This is a genomic window from Shewanella zhangzhouensis (assembly GCF_019457615.1).
GTDB classification, from domain to species: domain Bacteria; phylum Pseudomonadota; class Gammaproteobacteria; order Enterobacterales; family Shewanellaceae; genus Shewanella; species Shewanella zhangzhouensis.
Window position 1 is genome coordinate 3,708,995 of the sequence record NZ_CP080414.1, and the last position, 21,984, is coordinate 3,730,978.

18 protein-coding genes are annotated in these 21,984 nt (G+C 56.9%); 8 read left to right on the forward strand and 10 right to left on the reverse strand.

From position 1 onward, the window contains the following. Positions 1–4 precede the first annotated feature (4 nt). Positions 5–2,521, reverse strand: coding sequence for an ATP-dependent helicase HrpB (gene hrpB / locus K0H63_RS16280; protein WP_220065588.1), 2,517 nt, complete (start codon positions 2,519–2,521; stop codon positions 5–7). Between the two features lie 87 nt (positions 2,522–2,608). Next, the gene (locus K0H63_RS16285; protein WP_220065589.1) at positions 2,609–4,813 is read right to left on the reverse strand and encodes a putative bifunctional diguanylate cyclase/phosphodiesterase; all 2,205 of its coding nucleotides are present in this window, start codon (positions 4,811–4,813) and stop codon (positions 2,609–2,611) included. A gap of 154 nt (positions 4,814–4,967) precedes the next feature. Here K0H63_RS16285 and thpR point away from each other — a divergent pair, with 154 nt between their 5' ends. Continuing rightward, complete coding sequence (thpR, locus tag K0H63_RS16290) at positions 4,968–5,435, forward strand: RNA 2',3'-cyclic phosphodiesterase (protein ID WP_258405603.1); 468 nt, start codon at positions 4,968–4,970, stop codon at positions 5,433–5,435. 4 nt (positions 5,436–5,439) lie between these two features. On the opposite strand, the gene K0H63_RS16295 is transcribed toward thpR, so the two are convergent. From K0H63_RS16295 to K0H63_RS16325, 7 genes are all read right to left on the reverse strand, one after another. Beyond that, positions 5,440–5,934 carry a GNAT family N-acetyltransferase gene (locus K0H63_RS16295; protein WP_220065591.1) on the reverse strand — a complete coding sequence of 165 codons (495 nt, stop codon included), beginning with the start codon at positions 5,932–5,934 and terminating at the stop codon, positions 5,440–5,442. Between the two features lie 115 nt (positions 5,935–6,049). Beyond that, positions 6,050–7,267, reverse strand: coding sequence for an NADH:ubiquinone reductase (Na(+)-transporting) subunit F (nqrF, locus tag K0H63_RS16300; RefSeq protein ID WP_220065592.1), 1,218 nt, complete (start codon positions 7,265–7,267; stop codon positions 6,050–6,052). 13 nt (positions 7,268–7,280) lie between these two features. Then, the gene (nqrE, locus tag K0H63_RS16305; protein ID WP_011761084.1) at positions 7,281–7,889 is read right to left on the reverse strand and encodes an NADH:ubiquinone reductase (Na(+)-transporting) subunit E; all 609 of its coding nucleotides are present in this window, start codon (positions 7,887–7,889) and stop codon (positions 7,281–7,283) included. A 10-nt stretch (positions 7,890–7,899) separates the two neighbouring features. Then, positions 7,900–8,526 carry an NADH:ubiquinone reductase (Na(+)-transporting) subunit D gene (locus K0H63_RS16310; protein WP_011761085.1) on the reverse strand — a complete coding sequence of 209 codons (627 nt, stop codon included), beginning with the start codon at positions 8,524–8,526 and terminating at the stop codon, positions 7,900–7,902. Position 8,527: 1 nt separating this feature from the next. Next, a complete protein-coding gene (locus tag K0H63_RS16315) occupies positions 8,528–9,292 on the reverse strand; it encodes a Na(+)-translocating NADH-quinone reductase subunit C (protein WP_220065593.1) in 765 nt (254 codons plus the stop codon). Next, entirely contained in the window at positions 9,282–10,496 is a 1,215-nt protein-coding gene (locus tag K0H63_RS16320) for an NADH:ubiquinone reductase (Na(+)-transporting) subunit B (RefSeq protein ID WP_220065594.1), read from the reverse strand. Before K0H63_RS16320 ends, K0H63_RS16315 begins: the two co-directional genes overlap by 11 nt. Then, on the reverse strand, positions 10,496–11,863 hold the full coding sequence (locus tag K0H63_RS16325; protein WP_220065595.1) for a Na(+)-translocating NADH-quinone reductase subunit A: 1,368 nt from the start codon (positions 11,861–11,863) through the stop codon (positions 10,496–10,498). Before K0H63_RS16325 ends, K0H63_RS16320 begins: the two co-directional genes overlap by 1 nt. 1,154 nt (positions 11,864–13,017) lie before the next feature. Between K0H63_RS16325 and K0H63_RS16330 the strand changes: the two genes are divergently transcribed. From K0H63_RS16330 to K0H63_RS16350, 5 genes are read left to right on the forward strand one after another with little or no spacing between them, the layout of a single operon-like run. Further along, positions 13,018–13,287 (forward strand): chaperone NapD, encoded by a 270-nt coding sequence (locus K0H63_RS16330; protein ID WP_220065596.1) that lies wholly within the window; start codon positions 13,018–13,020, stop codon positions 13,285–13,287. After that, the gene (napA, locus tag K0H63_RS16335) at positions 13,284–15,767 is read left to right on the forward strand and encodes a nitrate reductase catalytic subunit NapA (protein ID WP_220065597.1); all 2,484 of its coding nucleotides are present in this window, start codon (positions 13,284–13,286) and stop codon (positions 15,765–15,767) included. The genes K0H63_RS16330 and napA overlap by 4 nt, the downstream gene beginning before the upstream one ends. 43 nt (positions 15,768–15,810) lie before the next feature. Further along, complete coding sequence (gene napG / locus K0H63_RS16340; protein WP_220065598.1) at positions 15,811–16,533, forward strand: ferredoxin-type protein NapG; 723 nt, start codon at positions 15,811–15,813, stop codon at positions 16,531–16,533. Then, positions 16,530–17,441 carry a quinol dehydrogenase ferredoxin subunit NapH gene (napH, locus tag K0H63_RS16345; RefSeq protein WP_220065599.1) on the forward strand — a complete coding sequence of 304 codons (912 nt, stop codon included), beginning with the start codon at positions 16,530–16,532 and terminating at the stop codon, positions 17,439–17,441. The genes napG and napH overlap by 4 nt, the downstream gene beginning before the upstream one ends. Beyond that, positions 17,438–17,869: a nitrate reductase cytochrome c-type subunit gene (locus tag K0H63_RS16350; RefSeq protein ID WP_126168175.1), complete on the forward strand. Its 432-nt coding sequence runs from the start codon at positions 17,438–17,440 to the stop codon at positions 17,867–17,869. Before napH ends, K0H63_RS16350 begins: the two co-directional genes overlap by 4 nt. A 76-nt stretch (positions 17,870–17,945) precedes the next feature. On the opposite strand, the gene K0H63_RS16355 is transcribed toward K0H63_RS16350, so the two are convergent. Then, positions 17,946–18,845, reverse strand: a complete 900-nt coding sequence (locus K0H63_RS16355; protein WP_220065600.1) for a LysR family transcriptional regulator ArgP — start codon at positions 18,843–18,845, stop codon at positions 17,946–17,948. Between the two features lie 142 nt (positions 18,846–18,987). Between K0H63_RS16355 and K0H63_RS16360 the strand changes: the two genes are divergently transcribed. Then, entirely contained in the window at positions 18,988–19,614 is a 627-nt protein-coding gene (locus tag K0H63_RS16360; RefSeq protein WP_220065601.1) for a LysE/ArgO family amino acid transporter, read from the forward strand. Between the two features lie 249 nt (positions 19,615–19,863). Beyond that, the gene (locus K0H63_RS16365) at positions 19,864–21,591 is read left to right on the forward strand and encodes a sensor domain-containing diguanylate cyclase (protein ID WP_220065602.1); all 1,728 of its coding nucleotides are present in this window, start codon (positions 19,864–19,866) and stop codon (positions 21,589–21,591) included. The last annotated feature ends 393 nt before the right edge of the window (positions 21,592–21,984 follow it).

Below are 21,984 nucleotides of genomic sequence, written 5' to 3' on the forward strand. Positions count from 1 at the left end.
TGCCTCAGGCCTGGCCCAAGGTCTTTTTCTTGGTAAATTTGGTCGGTAAGGTGTTTGCCGGATCGTCCGGCCACAAATGCTTGGGATAACGGCCCCGCATTTCCTTTTTTACTTCCTGATAGGGGCCTTGCCAAAAGCTGGCCAGATCCGCCGTCAGGGCCAATGGCCGCTGTGCCGGAGACAGAAGCTCCATGGTGAGCTTAAGCCGTCCGCCAGCCAACAAGGGCGTTGCCGCCATGCCATAGGCCTCCTGCAATCGCACCCTGAGCATGGCGCGTCCATCGTCTTCGTAGCGAATGGGGGCCTGGGTGCCGGTTGCCATAGGGTAATGGGTCGGCAGGGCTTCGTCGAGGGTTCTGCGCAGCTGCCAGTCGAGGCTGTCGCGCAGCAGGCGCCCGGCGTCCAGTTTATTGAACTCATTCAGGCTGTTGATATTGCCCAAATAAGGCCCGAGCCAGTCTTCGAGGCCATCAAGCAGCGCCTCATCGTCCATGGCGGGCCAATCGCCCCCAAGCAAACTGGCCGCCAGCGAGACCCTGCGCCTGAGCTGCATGGCATCCTCATCAAAGCCCAGACACGCCAATCCTTTCTGGCGAATACGGGCTATCCAGGCGCTGGTTTTGAGGGCCGCGGGCACCTGACTCACGGTTTCGCGGCCAAGCACCAGACTGCCCACCACCCGCTGCTTTTCGGCCACAAAGCGGCCGCGGCCTTCATCAAAGCCACTGACCTCGCGCTCACTTTGCAAAAAGGCCAGCGGACCGTCGAAGAGGCGCGCATCCAGCGGCGCCCCCAGCCACAAGCGCCCCGCGCTGCGGCCTTCGAGTTCTCCAAAATCCGCCGCCACCAGCATGGGCTCCAGCGCCATGGCGTCGCTCTCATCCACTGTAATGCCGGTGCCATTGGCCAGCACAAAACCATCCTTGCCGCGGGCCATGGCGATACGGTCCGGGTACGCCAGCGCCAGTAAGAGGCCGCAGTCCCGTGGATGGGCGGCTTTGGCCACAGCGGCGAAATCGACCCTGATGCCGAGCTTGGCCGCCCACTGTTTAGCTTGCTGACCGGCCTGGCCCGACGTTGCCCACATCAGGTAGTGGCTGATGTCACAGCCCCTGCGCGGTAATCCACGGCCTTCCAGAATGGCCGCCAGCAGGCATGCCAGCGGCGCCAGGGTGGCATCGTTTTCAGCCTCTCCGAGCGCCCTGGCTTTAAGCAGCATATGCCCCAGGCGGGGATGGCAGCTCAGACGATGGGCATCCCGGCCAAGGGCCGTGAGCTTGTGGTTGTCGTCCACCAGCTCCAAATCGTTAAGGAGCGCCCAGGCAAGAGACTCGTTCACTTTTGGCGGCTGGGACAGCAGTTTTAATGCGGCAAAATCCCGTGCGCCCCATACGGCGGCTTCCTGGGCCAGTGATACCAGCTCACTGCGTAAGATCTCCGGCTCTTCTGCCTTCATCTGGCGGTCAAACTCGTCCTGACTCCAAAGCCGGATACAGAGCCCCGGTGCCAGTCGTCCGGCCCGGCCGGCACGCTGAATGGCAGAGGCCTGGCTGATGCGCTTAAGTCCAAGGCGGGTAACACCGGTGCGGGGATTGAAACTGGCCTGGCGCACAAAGCCGCAGTCCACCACCAGAGTCACCCCATCTATGGTCAGGCTCGATTCGGCCACGTTGGTGGCCAGCACCAGTTTGCGGCGCCCATCGGGATCGGCACTGAGGGCCCTGTCCTGGGCGTTGGCATCGAGCTCACCGTAAAGGGGGCAGATGGCAAATTCCGACTCGCTGAGGCGCTCGGCAAGAGACTCTTTCAAACGCTCAATCTCGGCCTTACCCGGTAAAAACGCGAGCACAGTGCCCGGCGTAACCCCCTCAGGCAGTGGGCGTTTACCCGTGGCAAGTTCCATCAGGATTTTGCCCATATGGGCCTGCCAATCGGCGCCTGTGGGCACTGAGGCGTATTCCACGGCAACCGGATAACTGCGGCCTTCACTCCGTAGCAGCACAGCTTCGGGCATCAGAGTTTGCAGCGGCATACCGCTTAGGGTCGCCGACATGGCCAGGATTTTAAGGTCATCCCTGAGCCCTGCCTGCACTTCCAGCGCCAGCGCCAACCCAAGGTCGGTGCTCAAATGGCGCTCGTGGATTTCATCGAAAATGATAAGCCCAACCCCATCGAGCTCAGGATCGTCCTGGATCATTCGGGTCAAAATGCCTTCGGTAACCACCTCGAGGCGGGTCTCTTTGGAGACCTTGCTGTCGCCGCGCACCCGGTAGCCCACCTCGGCGCCAAGCTGACAGCCTCGCTGTTTGGCAATAAAGCGCGCCACGCTGCGCGCCGCCACCCGGCGGGGCTCGAGCATAATGATGCGACCGGATATCTCTGGCCAATCCAGCAATGCCAGTGGCAGCGCCGTGGACTTACCGGCACCTGTGGGGGCTTCGAGGATGAGTTGCTGATGCTGGGCGAGCGAGCGTTTCAGCTCGTCAAAAAGGTCGCAGACAGGCAGAGCGTTCAAGGTCATTCCGGCGGGTGAAAACAGTGGCGGCCATTGTACAGGAAAGGGGGCCACAAGTGCAGTCGGGGCAAAGCGGCAGGCTCAGTCGCTCAGTCAATCTGTCGCTAAGTCGCGAAGCCAGGGGACACGCTTGCCACTGCTGAGGTTATCGAGCGGTTCTGGCTTGCCGATGGCATAACCCTGGGCATAATCCACCCCAAGTTCCCGCAGACGTTTGCCGATATCGACTGACTCCACAAATTCCGCGATGACGTCGAAGTCCATGTCCCGCCCCAGCTGGCAGATGGCATTGACGATGGCTTGATCGGACTTGTTGTCACACAGGTTCACCACGAATTGCCCGTCGATTTTGACAAAGTCCACATCCAGCAGCTTAAGGTAAGCAAAGCTTGAAAAGCCCGAGCCAAAGTCATCCAGCGCCAGTTTACAGCCAAGGGGCTGCAAGAGTTCAATCAGGGCCTGGGCCTGTTCCAGCTGGCTGACAGCCGCAGTTTCGGTGATTTCAAAACACAATTTGCTCACCAGCTCAGGCTCGGCCATCAGTCGTATCTCGAGCCACTCCATAAATTCGTGATCGCCGAGGGAGTTGGCCGACAGGTTGACCGACACCATATCCAGATCCTGCCACAGCGCCAGATGGCTGCCTCCCCAGCGCAGCAAATTATCTATTACCCAGCGGTCTACCCTGGATGCCAGGCTGTATCGCTCTGCCGCTGGTAGAAAAAGCCCCGGCGAGAGCATCTTGCCATCGGGCCGTTCGAGACGCAGCAGTATTTCCATATGAATGCCGGCCTGCTTGTTCAACAGCGGTTCTATAAGTTGATAGTGAAGCTGAAACTGGTTTTGTGACAGGGCATCTATGATGTCCACCGAGGCGGTCATTTCACTGTAAAGCCGGTTCATTTTCGGGTCGGTGGCGCAGTAGATATGCCAGCCATTGCGCCCCTGCTCCTTGGCGAGCCGACAGGCCGCATCGGCACGGCTCATCAGCACATAGATATCAGTAACTCCGGCATCCAGCGGCGCCACCCCCATGGAAACTGACACATTGTGGCGCCTGTGTTCCCAGTAAAACTCATGTTCAAACAATTGGGTACAGATGCGCTGGGCAATGACTCTGGCGGTGTCCTCGTTGCAATAGTGCATCAGGATGGCAAATTCATCGCCGCCGAGGCGGGCCACTGTATCCCCTTTGCGCACCAGCTGTTTGAGCCTGAGCGCCACCTGACACAACAACTTGTCACCGGCCTGATGACCACTGACATTGTTGATCACCTGAAACTGGTCCAAATCGAGAAATGCCACGCAAATGGGCTCTTCCGGTAGCTGCTGCAGCAGTTTGTCGAGCACGGCTTCGAAATGGGAACGGTTTGGCAGCCCGGTGAGGGCATCGTAATTGGCATGAAATGAGAGCTCGTCGGCCAGCCGGTGGCGCTCACTCACGTCTTCCGCCAGCATCAGCAGGGTACCCGGGTCATCGGACATGGTGCTGAAGCTCAGCTTGATCCATTGCTGATTCAGCAGCGGCCCCTTCATGGAAATCTCACACCAGGCCTGACTCAGTACCCCATCACGCACCACCTGCAGCGTATCCTGCAGCATGGCCTCTTCCTCGGGCCTTACCAGGGCCAGCAGATCCTGACCATCACTCACCGGCAAATTCTGGCGGGCTATGCTGTTTAACAATTTCACCCTGTTACGTCTGTCCACCAGTCCACAGGCCAGTGGCAACTGGTTGAACAGCTCCTGATAACGGCGCTCGCTCACGGTAAGAGCCTGGGCTATGCGGGTCAGCTCCATCACGGCACAGATAAGGGTGGCCGCTATGCCAAGCTCATCCATAAAGGCCTGCGACCAGTCTCTTGCTCGTTCGCAATTAACGGCTCCCAGGGCAATCTGGGTTTCTCCAAAATGCACAGGCGTGAGCACCAACAGGCTCTTTACCCGCCACTCCCGTAAAAAGCGCTTCTCCTGTGCAGCCTCAGAAGGCAAGCGGGCGATGTCGGGTACATTGAGGAGCCTGGGTTGGCGCATTAATCGTCTGAAATACGGCATACGCGCCAGCGGCCAATGGCGCACCTGATTATTGGGCACATTACCGGGCTTAAGATAGATATTGCGGGGAGTGACACCGGGTTGCCTGGTCGCGGCAGAGAGCACAAACACGCCATCACAGTCGAGCTTCGCCGTCATGGTTTGCAGCGCACGGTCGACATTCTGTTCCAGCGTTACCAGCGGGACATCGGTGAATATCCCTGCCAGCGCAGCATGCAGCGGGTTTAACTCAGGCAATGACATATTTACGCTTTCCTTCCCGGAATAGCTGTTACTTGCATTCAACCAAGAGTATAGGCAAGGTTTGGCCTACTGACTTGGACAAAGGTAAGCCTTTATGTCTGATGCACAAAGACTATTTTTAGGATTCGCACTTTCGGACCAGGAGCGCGAATCTATGTTTAAGCTGCAAAAACGCCTCGGCGCCCCCGGAAAACCCGTGGCAAAAACCAACCTGCATATGACCCTGGCCTTTTTGGGGCAAACCAGTCATTGTCAGCGGCAAACACTCGAGGCCGCACTCGAAGGCGTCGCCATGCCGGGGTTTGAGCAGCGACTCAGCACCCTGGTGCACTGGCGCGGTGCCGGTGTCCTGTGTTTGTGGGGTAAGGCCACAGACTCCGGCCTGACAGACCTTTACCAAGGGTGTCAGTCACTCTGCCATACCCTGGGGCTGCATCAGAGTGAGCACAGCTTTAACCCCCACATCACCCTGTTTCGCAAAGTAAAACAATACCAGGTCCCCGAGTGGCAGCCGGAGCCTGTGATACTGCGCCCCGACACCCTTAACCTCTACCTTTCAAACAGCACCCCAGCCGGTGTTCGCTATGAGGTGCTACAATCCTGGCCGCTCGGCAGAGCCTGAACCATCAGGGCTTGGCAGCCAGGTTCTTGTACATCAGGCAGCAATCCAGGGTAAAACCCCGGGGGCTGTGGTAGAGCGAGCGCGCCTCTTCCCCAAAGCCGCAGGCCCGATAAAAGGGTACAGCGTTGAGGGTGGACTCCAGCCGGAGCCTGTTGATGCCCTGCGTCAGGGCCAACTCTTCCACAAAAGCCATCAGCAGCTTTCCCACGCCGCGCCCCATCATGTCCGGGGCGACAAACACCGCCTCGAGCTGGCCTTCACCGCCTTTGAGCTCGGGATGGGTCAGGTCCAGCATGATGCAGCCCACCACCCGGGGCCCGTCTTTCACCACATAAAAACCCTGGGCCACCACGGCGGTAAAGCTCTGGGTCAGCTCGCCTTCGGTCCAGCGGGCAAGACTCTTATCGTCGTAAAAGCCCTCGCAACCCGCAAGAATGGCGCTATTGCGTAAATCCCATATCGCCTGTGCATCCTCTGCCGTCGCCTTACAAAGCTCCATTGCCACTCCTGCCCTGGCCGATTTTTCACTAACATATCATGGTCAATCGCTTGAAAAAACGTAAAAAAAATCCCCACCTGCGGGTGGGGATTGGTAGATGTTTTATGCCTTGATGTCAGCCACCAAAGTCATCCAGCAATATGTTGTCACGCTCAACGCCCAGGCTTTCGAGCATGGCAATCACTGAACTGTTCATGATGGGCGGGCCACACATGTAAAACTCACAGTCTTCCGGCGCCTTGTGCTGCTTTAAGTAGTTTTCATACAGCACGTTATGGATAAAGCCGGTGTAGCCGGTCCAGTTGTCTTCCGGCAAGGGCTCAGACAGGGCGATGTGCCACTGGAAGTTGGGGTTTTCGGCCGCGAGACCATCGAAGTCCTCCTGATAGAACACCTCACGCAGGGAGCGGGCACCGTACCAAAAGCTCATCTTGCGCGCCGTTTTCACCCGCTTGAGCTGATCGAATATGTGGCTGCGCATCGGCGCCATACCAGCACCACCGCCGATAAACACCATTTCGGCGTCAGTCTCTTTGACAAAGAACTCGCCGAAGGGGCCGGAAATGGTCACCTTGTCGCCGGGCTTCAAGTTAAAGATGAAGGACGACATCTGTCCCGGTGGCAGCTCAGGGCTTGGCGGCGTGGCAATACGCACGTTCAACATGATGCGGCCCTTTTCTTCCGGATAGTTGGCCATGGAGTAGGCGCGCATGACCTCACTATCTACCCTGGAGACCAGATTAAACAGGCCGTACTTTTCCCAGTCGTCGCGGAAGATTTCCGGAATATCAAAGTCTTTGTAATGCACTTGGTGGGCTGGGGCTTCAATCTGAATATAACCGCCTGCCTTGAAGTCCACCTCTTCGCCTTCTGGCACCTTGAGCAGCAGCTCTTTGATGTAGGTGGCGGTTGAGCGGTTGGAAATGACCTCACACTCCCACTTCTTCACCCCGAAGATTTCTTCATCGAGCTCAAGATCCATATCGGATTTCACCGCCACCTGACAGGCCAGACGGCAACCCTCCTTGGCCTCTTTCTTGGTGATATGGTCAAGCTCGGTGGGCAGGATATCGCCGCCACCGGATTTCACCTTCACCCGGCACTGACCGCAGGTACCGCCGCCGCCACAGGCAGACGGCACGAAGATATTTCTACCGGCCAGGGCGCCCAAAAGCTTGCCACCGGCAGGCACGGCCACGGTTTTATCGCTATCGTCGTTGATGCGCAGCTTTACATCGCCGCTTGCCACCAACTTGCTGCGGGCAATCAGGATGACCGCCACCAGGATGCACACCACCACGGTGAACATACCCATTCCAATCGTCATTTCCATGGATGTTCCTCCGTTACAGGCTGATACCGGCAAAGGACATAAAGCCCAGCGCCATCAGCCCTGTGGTGATAAAGGTGATACCAATGCCCTGCAGCCCTTCGGGGATGGCATTGAACTTGAGCCGTTCACGAATACCGGCGAGCAGCACAATGGCCACCGCCCAGCCGGTACCGGCACCGGCGGCAAACACCGCCGACTCGGTCAGGGTGTAGTCGCGGTTCGCCATAAAAATCACCCCGGCGAAAATGGCGCAGTTTACGGTGAGCAGCGGCAGGAAGATCCCCAGAGTCTGGTACAGCACCGGCATAAAGCGGTCGAGCACCATTTCAAGAATTTGCACCAGCGCCGCAATCACCCCGATAAAGGTGATGAGCTGCAGGTAGGACAAATCCAGCTCAGGGAAGCCTGCCCACGCCAGCGCGCCCGGCTTGAGCACGGCAACATAAATCAGCTGATTGAGCGGCACCGCCAGCACCATCACCACAATCACGGCAATACCGAGACCAAGCGACGTAGACACCTTCTTCGACACCGCAAGGAAGGTACACATCCCCAGGAAGAAAGACAGCGCCATGTTGTCGATAAATGACGCCTGGATAAACAGATTAATGTAGTGTTCCATGACGTTATCCTCAGGCCTTGGCGCGCTTGCGCTGAGCTATGTTAACCACCCAGATGATGACGCCAATCAGGAAGAAGGCGCTGGGGGGCAGCTTGAACATCTCGTTGGGCAGATACCAGCCTCCCTGCTCTATGGTCTTCAGAATGCTGTGACCAAACAGGGTGCCAGAACCCAAGAGCTCGCGCACAAAGGCGACACTGAGCAGGATAAAGCCGTAACCGGCGGCATTGCCGATGGCATCCATCACCGACAGGTGCGGCGGCTCTTTCATGGCAAAGGCTTCAGCGCGGCCCATCACGATACAGTTGGTAATAATCAGGCTCACAAACACCGACAGCTGCTTGGATAAGTCCGGCGCCACGTCCTGAAGCACCATATCCACCACTATCACCAGCGAAGCGATAATGGTCATCTGGGCGATGATGCGCACGCTGTTGGGGATAAAGGCGCGAATAAGCGAGATAAAGAAGTTGGAGCACACCAACACAAAGGTCACCGCCAGTGTCATCACCAGCGCGGTTTGCATGGAGTTACTCACCGCCAGGGCCGAACAGACCCCCAGCACCTGCATGGCCACCGGGTTATTGGCAAACACCGGGCGCATCAGGAGTTCACGATTGGATAATACTGCGCTCATCTCACACCCCCGCCGCTTTCAGTTTGCCCAGCACGGCTTCAAAGCCTTCGGGGCCAAACCAGAATTGCACCGCCTTGGCCACGCCCGCGCCTGTGCGGGTGGCACCGCTCACACCATCCACGGCGCTCAAATCACCGGCCTTGGCTTCGCCCTTCACAATCTTGAAGGCCACATCGCCCTTGGCATTGAAGATTTGCTTGCCCTGCCACTTGGCGAGCCAGTCGTCGTGGTTGATGAAGTCGCCGATACCCGGGGTTTCACCGTGCTCGTAGAACACAGCCCCAGTGATGGTATTGAAGTCGGCCTTCACACCCACAAATCCGTAGATAATCGACCACAGGCCCTTGCCGTATACCGGCAGCACCAGAGCCTGCAACTCGCCCTTGTCATCCAGCACTTTAAAGATGCGGATTTCGTTGGCGCGGGTCTTGATGCGGGCCGTGTCTTTGGCAATCTTGCTGGAAGTTTGCGGGTTGATGGCCGCCATGCGCTCGTCATAGTCGAGGATGTTGTCGCGGTCATGCAGCTCGCCGGTGGCGAGGTTTACCATTACCGGACGAACCCGAGCCTCGAAGGTGGCTTTGACATCGGCAACATCCTTGATGTCGGCCGCCAGCAGCACGTTTTGCATCAGCTCGTTGCGTTTTTTCACCAACTTGCGCTCCTTGAGCACATCGGCGGTGCCGGTGATCATAAAGGAGCACACCAGGCACAGGACGACCGTGAAGGTCATGGTGCCGAGAACACTGTCTTTGTTAAAGGCCATTGCGCTTCAGCCTCCGTTTGATATTGAATCTTGCCACCAGCGAATCCAACACCGGCGCCCACAGGTTGGCGAACAGAATCGCCAGCATGATGCCTTCGGGCTGCTTGACGTTGGCCACGCGGATAAGAATGGTCATGGCGCCCACCAGGATGCCGAACATCAGCTTACCGGGACGGGTGTAGGCGGTGGTCACAGGGTCGGTTGCCATAAACATCATCCCCAGCGCAAAGCCGCCGGTCACCAGATGCCAGGTCCAGGGCATGGCCGCCATGGCGTTTTTGCCGTCGCCGAACACATTGAACAGCAAGGATGTGGCAATGGCGCCGATAAGCACGCCCACCACGATGCGCCAGTCGGCGAGACGGGTGAGGATAAGCAGCAGACCACCGGCAAAAATCGCCAGCGCCGAGGTTTCACCAATGGCGCCCACCTCAAAGCCGAGGAAGGCATCCCACCAGGCGGCGTCGTTAAAGGCGTGGTACCAGGGGTACTCGGCAAACTTCATCTTGTTGGCGGCAACCTGCGCCAGGGTAGTGGCCGAACTGTAACCGTCCACCGCCACCAGCTGGGCCGAGGTGGTCACTTCGCTTGGGTAGGCAAAATAGATAAAGGCGAGACCCGCCAGCGCCGGATTCAAGAAGTTGTAACCCATGCCACCGAACAGCTCTTTGGCAACCACCACACCAAAGCTGATGCCCATCACCACCAGCCACAGGCTGATATTGGCAGGCAAACACAGGCTGAACAGCAGGGCGGTCACAAAGAAGCCTTCCTGCATTTCCTGACGTCTTGCCCTGGCAAACACCATTTCCCAGAACATGGTGGTAACGAGCGCCGTGAGGTAAATGGGCAGGTAGTAAATCAGGCCGTAAGCCATCAGGCCAAAGATACCTGTGCTTTCGGTCAGGCCACCGAAGATGGCGTTGTAAACACCCTGATGCCAGTTATCCAGCGGCGCGCTGCCGGCCAGCATGGCGATTTGCGCCTGCAGGCCGGTGTTGTAGATGCCAAACAGGATGGCAGGCAGCAGACACAGGGCCACCAGGGTCATGGTGCGCTTCACTTCAATGGCATCACGCACGTGCACCCTGTCCTGGGTGCTGGCGCCATGGCCAATAAACAGCGAGCGGAAAAAGTCTTTCATCGTGTGTCCGGGAGCGTAGTAAGCGTCCTGGGCACTGGGTTTCTTTGTGGGCTTGCTCATTAGCCTTCCCTCTCGATAATCGTCAGGCAGGCGCGAAGCTCCTGGCCAAAATCGTACTTACTGGGACACACGAAGGTGCACAGCGCCAAATCTTCTTCATCCAGCTCCAGGGCGCCGAGCAGCTGCGCCTCGTCGGTGTCTCGCACCACCAGATCCCGCACCAGCAGGGTGGGCAGAATGTCCAGCGGCATCACCCGGTCCAGCTGACCAAAGGCCATCATGGCGCGCTTGGCACCGCCGGTGTGGGTGGTCATGTCGTAGAGCTTCTTGGGCAAAAAGCGCGACAGCACGGTACGGGTAATGGAGAACTTGTCCCGGCCCAGACGTACCCAGGGCAGGAATTGCTCGCTGTCATCTTCGGTAACCACTGAAATTTGCGGGTGGAAGCGACCGAGAAAATCGAAGGCGCCACGGGCGGTATGGCCAGAGAGCACTGAGCCGGATACCACCCGGGAATGTACTTCGTCTTTGAGCTCGCCCTTCACCAGATCGCTGACCTTGGCACCCAGCACTGTGGCAATCAGCCTAGGCTTAAGCACATTGGGGCCGGCAAGGGACACGATGCGGCGGTTATCCAGCTGTCCTGTGGTAAAGAGGCGGCCAACGGCCATCACATCCTGATAGCCTATGTGCCATACCTGACGCTCCATGCTGACGGGCATCAGCATATGAATGTGAGTGCCCACCAACCCGGCAGGGTGCACACCCTGGAACCTGTGGGTTTGCACCCGCGGCAGCTCGGCGCCCGGCAGCAGATCGTGATTACCGTCCTGACACAAAAACACCGGCCCGTCGGTAAGGTGAGTAAGTACCTGCATACCGGCGGCAAAGGCATCCACGTCGGTATTGATGATTACCCGCGGATCGGCAGCCAGGGGATTGGTGTCAACGGCCGTAACAAACAGACCGGCAGGCGCTGAGCCCGGTTTGGGCGCGCGGGAGAATGGACGGGTGCGAAGTGCGGTCCACAAACCACTTTGCAGCAGTTTGTCCTGCACCTGCTCACGGGACAAGCCGGCAAGGTTTGTCTCGCCGCCAAAGTCGATGCTCTCATCAGAGCCATCACAATCGATGACCACCGACAGCAGCAGGCGTTTGTCGCCCCGATGAATGGCCGAGACCACCCCGGCACAGGGCGCGGTAAAGCGCACACCCGGGTTGCTCTTGTCTTCAAACAGCGCCTGACCCTTGATGACCCGCTCGCCCTCTTCCACCAGCATGGAAGGCTTAAGCCCCACATACTCCTTGCCAAGCAAGGCCAACTGGGAAGGTTTGGCGGCGGTATCGATCACCTGCCTTGGCGCACCGGCAATGGGCACATCCAGGCCCTTTTTCACTGTGATTATCGCTTCGGAATAATCTGCCATGATTGCGGTCGCTCTCTTGGAAAATACACTGCGAGCGATCGTACCTATTCGAGACTCAAAATTCCGTCAGCCACATCACAAATGGCTCAAATATGAAATTTAACTACAAAATAGCCCAAATTCCGGTAAATCCTGCCGTTAAACGCCCTCTCACAATGCCATTTTGTCATAAAGTTACACAAATTCAGCTAAAATTAATAATATAAAATATTTCGAATTAACAGTTGGATAGATAAAAACCCATGAGCCAGATCACGCAATTTTGCGACTGCACAGAGGCCAATTTGATGAAAAGCAACGCCAACCCTCTTGCCCGTTGAGTGGCAAAAAGGCGGGTGATCCACATCCCAATTCCAACAGAAAGCCTGTGTGACCGCTTAGGCACCCCCAGGCAATTCCATGACCACCGCCCCGAAAATGCCCCAAAATGATGCAATCCAAAATTTATCATTCGTGAGTTGTATAGAATTAAAGGGAATAATAAAACCGGCAGGCCAGACTCATATCCCGCGGCTTAGTCTTTGTGATCCCAAAATGACAGGGACTGTTCGGCGGCACCCGCCGGTGAGTTGCATTGTAGGGGTTAAGACAGGCGCTAACACCGGCCTGATTTCGCCGATTAAACGCCACACAAACCGACCTACCCATAAAGCAATAAGCTGTTAACCGGATACAAGGTGAATTTTACCGCCTGCTTCACTTGGCAAAGCGCCGGCCGATGAGGAATCGGGCGAGTCGCTTCTCGACGCTCAGTACCAGTAAATAAGAGAATGAACTCGCTCTATACAATGGGGGTGATGGGCATCGGCTCAGACGCCTTCCCGACGTCCAACAGGGGCTGTCCACTGCCCCTGGATATGGTCGTTCTTTTAAAATGAACCCCATTGAAAAACAAGAATCAATTTCATTTAACCCCTTCATTTTTCAGGCGCTACCCAGAGTGAAAAGCTCGCCTGGCTGCTTAGGATTTTTAAAAGTCACTGGTTAAATTTCAAACTGAGAAGCAGATCACGCTCAAAAACATGATCTCTGTCTACAAACCTCTCTGATACCTCCTAGTGGGTATACCCACAAAAATAGCAAGGTCTAGACTCGAAGCTAATTCAAGGCCCCCGGGTCAGCGTTGCTGTTCCCGGTTGTAGCGAGCAAATGTCATGACACAGGAATATCACGTCACCAGTCTGGTGGTGCATGCCGCCCCCAGCCAGGCCAATGCCATCAGTGATGCCATTGAAGCCCTGCCCGGCGCCGAGGTTCATGCCACCAGTCCCGAAGGCAAGTTGGTCGTGACCCTGGAAGGGTCCACCCAGCGAGCCATTCTCGACAATGTCGAGGCCATCAATGCCCTTAACGGGGTGCTATCCAGCAGTCTGATCTATCACCAATCAGAGCAAGAACAACAAGTGAGTGAGGAAACACCATGAGCATAAGCCGTCGCGAGTTTCTAAAAGCCAATGCCGCCGTGGCCGCGGCCACGGCAGTGGGTGTCACTCTGCCAGTGAAAGTGGTTGAAGCCGCTGAGCAGAAAGACAACATCAAATGGGACAAAGCCCCCTGCCGTTTCTGCGGCGTGGGCTGTTCGGTGCTGGTTGGCACCCGGGACGGCAAAGTGGTTGCCACCAAGGGGGATCCCCAAAGCCCGGTCAACAAGGGCCTGAACTGTATCAAGGGCTACTTCCTGTCGAAAATCATGTACGGCAAGGACCGTCTGGACACGCCGCTGCTGCGCATGAAAGACGGCAAGTACGACAAGAACGGCGAATTCACCCCGGTGAGCTGGGATGTGGCGCTGGACACCATGGCCGACAAGTGGAAAGCCAGCCTCAAGGCCAAGGGCCCCACCTCTGTGGGCATGTTTGGCTCTGGCCAGTGGACCATCTGGGAAGGCTATGCCGCCGCCAAGCTGCACAAGGCCGGTTTCCTCACCAACAACATCGACCCCAATGCCCGTCACTGCATGGCCTCTGCCGTGGGCGCCTTTATGCGTACCTTCGGTATCGACGAGCCCATGGGCTGTTATGACGACCTCGAAGCCGCCGATCACTTCGTGCTCTGGGGCGCCAACATGGCCGAGATGCATCCCATCCTCTGGGCGCGCCTGTCTGACCGCCGCCTGAGCAACCCCAACGGCAAGGTCCACGTGCTCTCGACCTTCGAGAACCGCTCCTTCGATTTGGCCGATAACCCCATGGTGTTCCGTCCGCAAACGGACATGGTGATCCTGAACTTTATCGCCAACTACATCATCCAGAACAAGGCCGTAAACAAAGACTTCGTCAGCAAGCACACCAACTTCGCCCTGGGTGTAACCGACATTGGTTATGGCCTGCGCCCTGACCATCCGCTGGAGAAAAAAGCCAAGAACCCCGGCAACGGCAAGTCCACGCCAATCTCCTTCGACGAATACGCCAAGTTTGTCAGCACTTATACCCTGGAATACGCCAGCGAAATGAGTGGTGTACCCGCCGAGCGTCTGGTGGAGCTGGCCAAGGCCTATGCCGACCCAAGCGTGAAGGTGATGAGCCTGTGGACCATGGGTGTGAACCAGCACGTCCGTGGTGTGTGGACCAACAACATGATCTACAACATCCACCTGCTGACCGGCAAAATCGCCACCCCGGGCAACAGCCCCTTCTCCCTCACCGGCCAGCCATCGGCCTGTGGTACCGCCCGTGAAGTGGGTACCTTTGCCCACCGTTTGCCCGCCGACATGGTGGTGGCCAACGACAAGCACCGCGCCATTACCGAGAAACTCTGGCAGCTGCCTGAAGGCACTATTCCGCCCAAGCCCGGCTTCCACGCCGTGCTGCAAAGCCGGATGCTCAAAGACGGCAAGCTGAACTGCTACTGGACCATGTGTACCAACAATATGCAGGCCGGCCCCAACATCAACGATGAAATCTATCCGGGCTTCCGTAACCCCGAAAACTTCATCGTGGTATCAGACCCATACCCAACGGTCACTGCCATGGCCGCCGACCTTATTCTGCCCACCGCCATGTGGGTGGAAAAAGAAGGTGCCTACGGTAACGCCGAGCGCCGTACCCACATGTGGCACCAGCAGGTGAAGGCTCCGGAAGGTGCCAAGTCTGACCTGTGGCAGCTGATGGAATTCGCCAAGCGCTTCACCATTGACGAAGTCTGGCCAGCCGAGCTGATTGCCAAAAAGCCTGAGTATGCCGGTAAGAGCCTGTATCAGGTGCTGTTTGCCAACGGCGTTATCGACAAGTTCCCAACCTCCGACTGCAAGGGCGAGCTGAACGATGAATCCGAGCACTTCGGCTTCTATGTGCAGAAGGGCATTTTCGAAGAATATGCCGCCTTCGGTCGCGGTAAGGCACACGATCTGGCCGCCTTCGACGACTACCACCCAACCCGCGGTCTGCGCTGGCCTGTGGTGGATGGCAAAGAAACACTGCGCCGCTTTGTTGAGGGTTCCGACCCCTATGTGAAGGCCGGTGAAGGCTTCAAGTTCTACGGTAAGCCAGACGGCAAAGCGGTGATTTTCGCCCTGCCTTACGAGCCTGCCGCCGAAGAGCCGAACGAAGAATACGATCTGTGGATGAGCACAGGCCGGGTACTGGAACACTGGCACACCGCCTCCATGACCGCCCGGGTACCTGAGCTGTACCGCGCCTACCCTGACGCGCAGATCTTTATGCACCCAGAGGATGCCAAGGCCCGTGGCCTGAACCGTGGCGACGAGGTGATTGTGGCCTCGCCAAGGGGTGAAGTGAAGACCCGTGTCGAAACCAAGGGCCGCAACAAGCCACCCCGTGGCGTGGTGTTTATGCCCTTCTTCGACGCCCGTCAGCTGGTAAACAAGCTGCTGCTGGACGCGACTGATCCGCTGTCAAAAGAGACAGACTTCAAGAAGTGTCCGGTGAAGGTGATGAAGGCCTGATAAGGCCGGAATACGCCAAGGCCGTGAACGGGAGAGCATCATCATGACCAGACAACAGAGTAAGACCCAGGGCATTAACCGGCGCCAGTTTCTGGCGACGACCGCCCGGCTGTCCTGCGCTGTTGCTCTGGCCGGGGGCGGCATTGCCACAGTCGCCAAATCTCAGCCACTGGGTCCCCAGGCCATTCGGCCGCCGGGGGCGCTGGCCGAACAGGATTTTCTGTCGGCCTGCGTGCGCTGTGGTTTGTGTGTCGAGGCCTGCCCCTACGATACCCTGAAAATCGCCCGCTGGTTTGAACAGGCGCCCACCGGCACCCCCTGGTTCGAGGCCCGCAAGGTGCCCTGTGAGATGTGTGATGATATTCCCTGCATCAAGGCCTGCCCCAGCGGCGCCCTCGAGCAGGCACTCACCGACATCGACCAGGCAAAAATGGGCATAGCGGTACTGATTGATGAGAAAAACTGCCTGAATTTCAAGGGACTAAGATGCGATGTCTGTTACCGGGTTTGCCCGCTGATTGACAATGCCATCACCCTTGAGCGCTCCCGCAACGAGCGCAGTGGCCATCACGCCATGTTTATCCCTGTTGTGCATCCGGACGCCTGTACCGGCTGCGGCAAGTGTGAACATGCCTGCGTGCTGGACGAGGCGGCCATCAAGGTATTACCACCCCATATCGCCATGGGCAAAACCGCCGATCACGACACCTATATCGACACCGAAAACACAACCCTGGAGATGCTGAATAAGGGGTTTGAACTATGAGCACAGCCAAGGTAAACAAGGCACGCTTTGCCGAGGATGCCATCCGCGAGCTCGGTTGGTGGAAGGCGCATCGCTTTTTGCTTTTGCGCCGCGCCTCTCAGCTGACGGTGCTGGCGCTGTTTGCCATCGGCCCCCTGTGGGGACTGTGGCTGCTCAAGGGCAATCTCTCATCCAGCTTGCTGCTCGATACCATCCCCATGGCCGACCCGCTGGTCACACTGCAGCTGCTTACCTCTGGCCATGTGCCCGAGGCCAGCCTGCTGATTGGCGCGGCCGTTATCGGCCTGTTTTATGCGCTGATGGGGGGACGGGTGTTCTGCAGCTGGGTGTGCCCGGTGAATATGGTGACGGATCTGGCGGCATATCTTCGCAGACGCTTTACCCTGCCAAGGACCCCGGAGCTGCCCCGCCAGCTGCGCTACTTTATGTTGGCGCTGGTGCTGCTGTTGCCTGTGGTCACAGGTGTGGCCGCCTGGGAGTGGCTCAACCCAGTGCCAGTGCTTTACCGCGCCGTGCTGTTTGGCGCAGGAGCCGGGCTTGGGCTGCTTGTCGCCATCTTCCTTGCCGACTTGTTGCTGGTCGAGCGGATGTGGTGCTCGCACCTGTGCCCCAGCGGCGCCCTGTTTGCCCTGCTGGGTAAGCTGAGTCCGGTGAAGATGACCGCGATGAACGCCAAAGACTGCAATAACTGCATGGATTGCTTCGTGGTCTGCCCCGAGCGTCAGGTGCTCAAACCCTCCCTCAAGGGCCCAAGCCCAATCATCACAGACAGCGATTGCACCCAGTGCGGCCGCTGTATCGATGTGTGTGCCAAACGCGTATTCCAGTACAAGAACCGATTTACATCCCAGGATAAACCTTTAGAGAAAAGCCACCGAATTGCCAAGAAGGCGGAGAACGAACAATGAAAAAAGTACTCACCTTAGCTGCGCTGTTTGTCGCCATCGCCGGTTGCAGCGGCCAGAATGCCCCCGTAAATAATGAGCCGGTGAACATCCAGTCGCTGGCGGGAAATGCTGAGCTTACCGATGTGCGCCCGGCCGATGCGCTGCCCACCTACCCCAAGCGTGGCACCGCCATCGAGCGTAACTACATAGAGCAGCCACCGCTTATTCCCCACAAGGATGACTACGCCATCAGCTTAAATAAAAATGGCTGTATGAACTGTCACAGCTGGGAAAAAGCACCGCGGATGAAGGCCACTCCGGTAGCCAAGTCCCACACAGTGGATGCCAAGGGCACCCTGAATGGTCAGAACTACTTCTGTACCCAGTGCCACGTGGCCCAGGCTGATAACAAGACTGAACTGGTGGAAAACACCTTCAGCACCAAATAAGGCTGTTGCCGTGAATGCAAAGCCCCGCAATCGCGGGGCTTTTTTCTGCCAATTGAATGATGCAGAAAGAAGGTACTCAGATGTCCTGCCGCCTGAGGCTTTGGCGCGCGGCCGCAGCCAACGCCCGGTAGATAATGGTGGTGTGCTTGGCCTTGATATTCCAATGCTGCCAGTAAAGGGCCACATCCATGCCAAGCCCGGGGCAAAGGTCAACCAAAGTACCTGCACTAATCAACTTGTCGGCCTGCAGATGCCCCACCAGCCCGTAGCCCAGGTGTTGCACTATGGCATCCAGAAAACCTTCCGACGAGGGCACTGTATGCTGATAAAAACCATTGGCAGGCATGGAGAAATAGCTCGACAGAAAGCGCTCGTGCAGCCTGTCCTTGGTAGAGAAAATTACCGCCGGAGCCTGACTCAGGGCTTCGGTGGTGAGGCCGTCGGCGAAAAAGCGCGCCACAAAGTCTGGCGTGGCCACACAGCGATAATGCATCACCCCTAAAAATTCACTGGAGCAGCCCGCCATGGGCTCAGCGGTGGTGGTCACGCAGCCCACCGCATCGCCATTTTTCAAGAGGTTATGGGTGTAAGACTCGTCATCCACAATCAGCTTCATCAGCCAGCCATAGCGGGCAAACAGCGGGCTTAACGCCGGTAAGAACCAGGTGGCGAGGCTATCGGCATTGACTGCTATGGCAATCTGGGTCGGCTTGCCCGGGTCTTCGGCATTAAGCTCGCTGCCGAGTTCACTCTCAAGCAGTGCAACCTGGCGGTAGTGGCGCAAGAGGCGCTTGCCGGCGGGGGTTGGCGTAACAGGCACAGAGCGAATAAGCAGCGACTGACCTATGCGCTCTTCAAGCTGGCGAATCCGCTGTGATACCGCCGATTGGGTGATACACAGCACCTTGGCGGCACGCTCAAAACCACCGGCTTCCACCACTGCCGCCAGCGCCTTTAAATTGGTGTAATCCAGCATGCTTGCCCCTGAATCGCCAGCGCCTGTTAACAGACTCAAAACATCATAAGAGTTACTAATATCCCATAAAAAACATTAGTTATCTTAATTATTTTTTCTTGGATAAGCTGCGCTCAATTGCTACACAACCGAGGAAAAACCCGTGGAAACCGCATTCGTTCAGGGGCTGGCCATAGGCGCCAGCCTGATCATCGCCGTTGGCGCCCAAAACGCCTTTGTACTCAAGCAGGGGATCATGCGCGCCCACAGTCTGCCCATTGCCCTGACCTGCTCCATCATAGATGCGCTGATGATTGCTGCCGGCGTGGCCGGACTGGGGTCGCTGGTGCTGGCGTTTCCGATGCTGAAACACGCTGCCAGCCTGGGCGGAGCCGCCTTCTTGATTTGGTACGGCACCAATGCCCTCAAGGCCTCCTTCAGCGATAAGGAAATGGATTTGTCCAAGGCCACAGGCGCGGGCAGCCTCAAGGCTGCGCTGATGACCACCCTCGCCATCAGCTTTTTGAACCCGCACCTGTATCTGGATACCGTGGTGTTGCTGGGCTCCATCAGCACCCAGTTTTCCGGCCCCGACCGCCAGTGGTTTGGTGCAGGCGCGGTACTGGCCTCGTTTGTGTGGTTCTTTACCTTGAGTTTTGGCGCCAGACTGATGGCACCGATGTTTGCCAAGCCTGCCGCCTGGCGCTATCTGGACCGCTTTATCTTTGTGACCATGTACGCCATTGCCATCGCGCTGCTGTGGCCATACATCGGCGCGATGCTCACCTGAACACCGTAATCTTTGTGAACATGTACGCCAGTGCCAGCGCGCTGCCGGCCTGAATCCCGTAATTAGCTGCTGCATCGCCTCCTTTCAGTGGGAGTCGCTGCGGCTGTGTAATGTCGCCCCCGGACCTCTGTCAGAAAGTCGTATGAATCTCAGCGACTGTGAGCGGCTTCCCTGTTAACGACTCGATAAAGCCCGCGATGTCATTTATGATTGGCTGTCTTTAGCCATATCTTTAAATTGGACTTTTTGATGCTTACGCGCGCTGTGTCATTGATGACAAGGATGATGTTATTGCTTATCTGCGCATTTGCCGGACCGCTGCTGGCCGCATCGCAATCCACCACCAACCTCATTAACGTCGGTGATGGTGACATCGCATTGAAAGAGTTTGTCATGGGTTATTTTGTCGACCCGAGCCAGCAGATGTCATTGGCCGAGGTGCAGCAGCAGGAGTTTATCCCAAGCGGCAGCAGCATCACCCTGGGCACCAATGCCAAGACCACCTGGTCACGGCTGGACATCCACAATACTGCAAGCCACAGTCGCCGCTTATTCGTCCATCATCCCCATGCCTACCATTTAGAAAGCATCGGCTTTTACGAAACACGCCAGGGTGAGCTGTTAAATCAGGCCGATATTCACCTGGACAGGGATGAGTCCCATCCCATGATGTTTGGTGGCAGCGCCGTATTTGCTTTCGTTATCGCCCCCGATGAGTACAAAACCATCTACATCAAGAATGTGACCTTCTCCCATCAATGGTACAGCCTGCAACTATTCGACGAAGCGCATTCCAAACGCGCGCTGGTGGGCAGTGGCAACTACATAGCACTGCTGGTTGGCATGATGCTGGCGCTGATGATTTACAACTTCTTTTTGTATCTGTCGGCCCGCAAAGTAGAAAACGTGGTGTACGCCCTCTACCTCATCTCGGGCACCATTTGGGTGGGCTTGTCCTATGGGGTGGCAGCCAACTTTTTGGGCATTTACAGCGCTGCCATACTGCAGCTCAACTCAAACCTGCTCAGCATGCCAAGCTTTTTGGTGTTGTTTATGATGCTGATTTTCGAGACCCGCCGCCGCTATCCCAGGGAGCATCTGGCGCTGAGCCTGATCCTGACGCTGCTGGTTGCAGACTTTATCTACAGCCTGTTTGATGTGGTGGGCGCCCTCAAGCCCGCCAGCACCCTGGCGGCCATGATGATGGTGGTCACCTTTGGCGTGTCATTGTCTTTGTGGCGTAAAGGTGAGCCCCTGGCCAAGTATTTCCTGCTGGGGCATTCGATGTTTATCGTCTTCAATATGCTGGCGGTTTTTTATTACAAGGGCTTAAGCCAGGCCAATCAAATCAACAGCCATGGCGTCGGCATCGGCATCCTGCTGGAAGCATTAATGATGGCCTTCATTCTGTCGTACCGGATTAAAACCCTTGAGCAGCTCAAGGCCAAACAGGGAGAGCTCAAGCGCCAGGCCAACACAGATCCCATGACGCACCTCTTTAACCGCCGCTACTTTGATGTGACCAGCCCGCTGCTGCTGACGGAGGCCAAAGCGACGGGCGCCCACTGGACCCTGTTGATAATCGACATTGATAATTTCAAGACCATTAACGACACCTATGGCCACCATGTGGGCGATCTGGTGATAATCGAATTTGCCGCCGTGCTCAAACAAAACCAGCGACCGCAGGATATTGCCTGTCGCTTCGGTGGTGATGAGTTTGTGTTGCTGCTCAACTGCAATCTTGAAAATGCCACCCGTATTGCCGAGCGCATCCGCGCACACGCAGAAAGCCTGGCGGTCACCATTCCCGAAGGGCAAAAGCTGCATTTCACCGTGAGTATCGGGGTGCATGCTGTGCTGCCGGGGACTGATAGTATGCAAGAAGCACTGCAGGGCGCCGATGCGGCCCTCTATGAATCCAAGAGACAGGGGCGCAATAAGGTCATCAGCCGCTTGAACGACTCAGCGGCATAGCCTGCTCATGACTTTGTTACTGATGTATTAACAATTTGGTGGCAACGCCTGCGCGCCGACGTTAACCGGTAATAGACGCCTTGCCGCCCGATGACGTCGGCGGCGAACACCCGCAATAACCCCGGAAAGAGGCTCCCGGCATCCCCTTACCGCATTTTCCGACGTGGTGAAAAACCTTTCTGCTTATCAAGCACTTTCGTTGCTGCCTGCATTAAACCAGCAACTATTTGTTAAAAATGAGACCTATATCCAAAGTGGTATTAACAAATGCTGCCCAGGTCAAAAACTGTTCTGCCCAGTCATCGTACTATCCCTTTCGAGGCATTGTGCACTCAATAAAAATTAAAAGTACCCAGCGTTTGTACGATGTGATCCACGGCGTCAGGTTCAGAG

Coding starts and splice junctions, on each gene's coding strand:
- hrpB (WP_220065588.1), bottom strand. CDS start 2,521: ATGACCTTGAACGCTCTGCCTGTCTGCGACCTTTTTGACGAGCTGAAA.
- K0H63_RS16285 (WP_220065589.1), bottom strand. CDS start 4,813: ATGTCATTGCCTGAGTTAAACCCGCTGCATGCTGCGCTGGCAGGGATA.
- thpR (WP_258405603.1), top strand. CDS start 4,968: ATGTTTAAGCTGCAAAAACGCCTCGGCGCCCCCGGAAAACCCGTGGCA.
- K0H63_RS16295 (WP_220065591.1), bottom strand. CDS start 5,934: ATGGAGCTTTGTAAGGCGACGGCAGAGGATGCACAGGCGATATGGGAT.
- nqrF (WP_220065592.1), bottom strand. CDS start 7,267: ATGGAAATGACGATTGGAATGGGTATGTTCACCGTGGTGGTGTGCATC.
- nqrE (WP_011761084.1), bottom strand. CDS start 7,889: ATGGAACACTACATTAATCTGTTTATCCAGGCGTCATTTATCGACAAC.
- K0H63_RS16310 (WP_011761085.1), bottom strand. CDS start 8,526: ATGAGCGCAGTATTATCCAATCGTGAACTCCTGATGCGCCCGGTGTTT.
- K0H63_RS16315 (WP_220065593.1), bottom strand. CDS start 9,292: ATGGCCTTTAACAAAGACAGTGTTCTCGGCACCATGACCTTCACGGTC.
- K0H63_RS16320 (WP_220065594.1), bottom strand. CDS start 10,496: ATGAGCAAGCCCACAAAGAAACCCAGTGCCCAGGACGCTTACTACGCT.
- K0H63_RS16325 (WP_220065595.1), bottom strand. CDS start 11,863: ATGGCAGATTATTCCGAAGCGATAATCACAGTGAAAAAGGGCCTGGAT.
- K0H63_RS16330 (WP_220065596.1), top strand. CDS start 13,018: ATGACACAGGAATATCACGTCACCAGTCTGGTGGTGCATGCCGCCCCC.
- napA (WP_220065597.1), top strand. CDS start 13,284: ATGAGCATAAGCCGTCGCGAGTTTCTAAAAGCCAATGCCGCCGTGGCC.
- napG (WP_220065598.1), top strand. CDS start 15,811: ATGACCAGACAACAGAGTAAGACCCAGGGCATTAACCGGCGCCAGTTT.
- napH (WP_220065599.1), top strand. CDS start 16,530: ATGAGCACAGCCAAGGTAAACAAGGCACGCTTTGCCGAGGATGCCATC.
- K0H63_RS16350 (WP_126168175.1), top strand. CDS start 17,438: ATGAAAAAAGTACTCACCTTAGCTGCGCTGTTTGTCGCCATCGCCGGT.
- K0H63_RS16355 (WP_220065600.1), bottom strand. CDS start 18,845: ATGCTGGATTACACCAATTTAAAGGCGCTGGCGGCAGTGGTGGAAGCC.
- K0H63_RS16365 (WP_220065602.1), top strand. CDS start 19,864: ATGCTTACGCGCGCTGTGTCATTGATGACAAGGATGATGTTATTGCTT.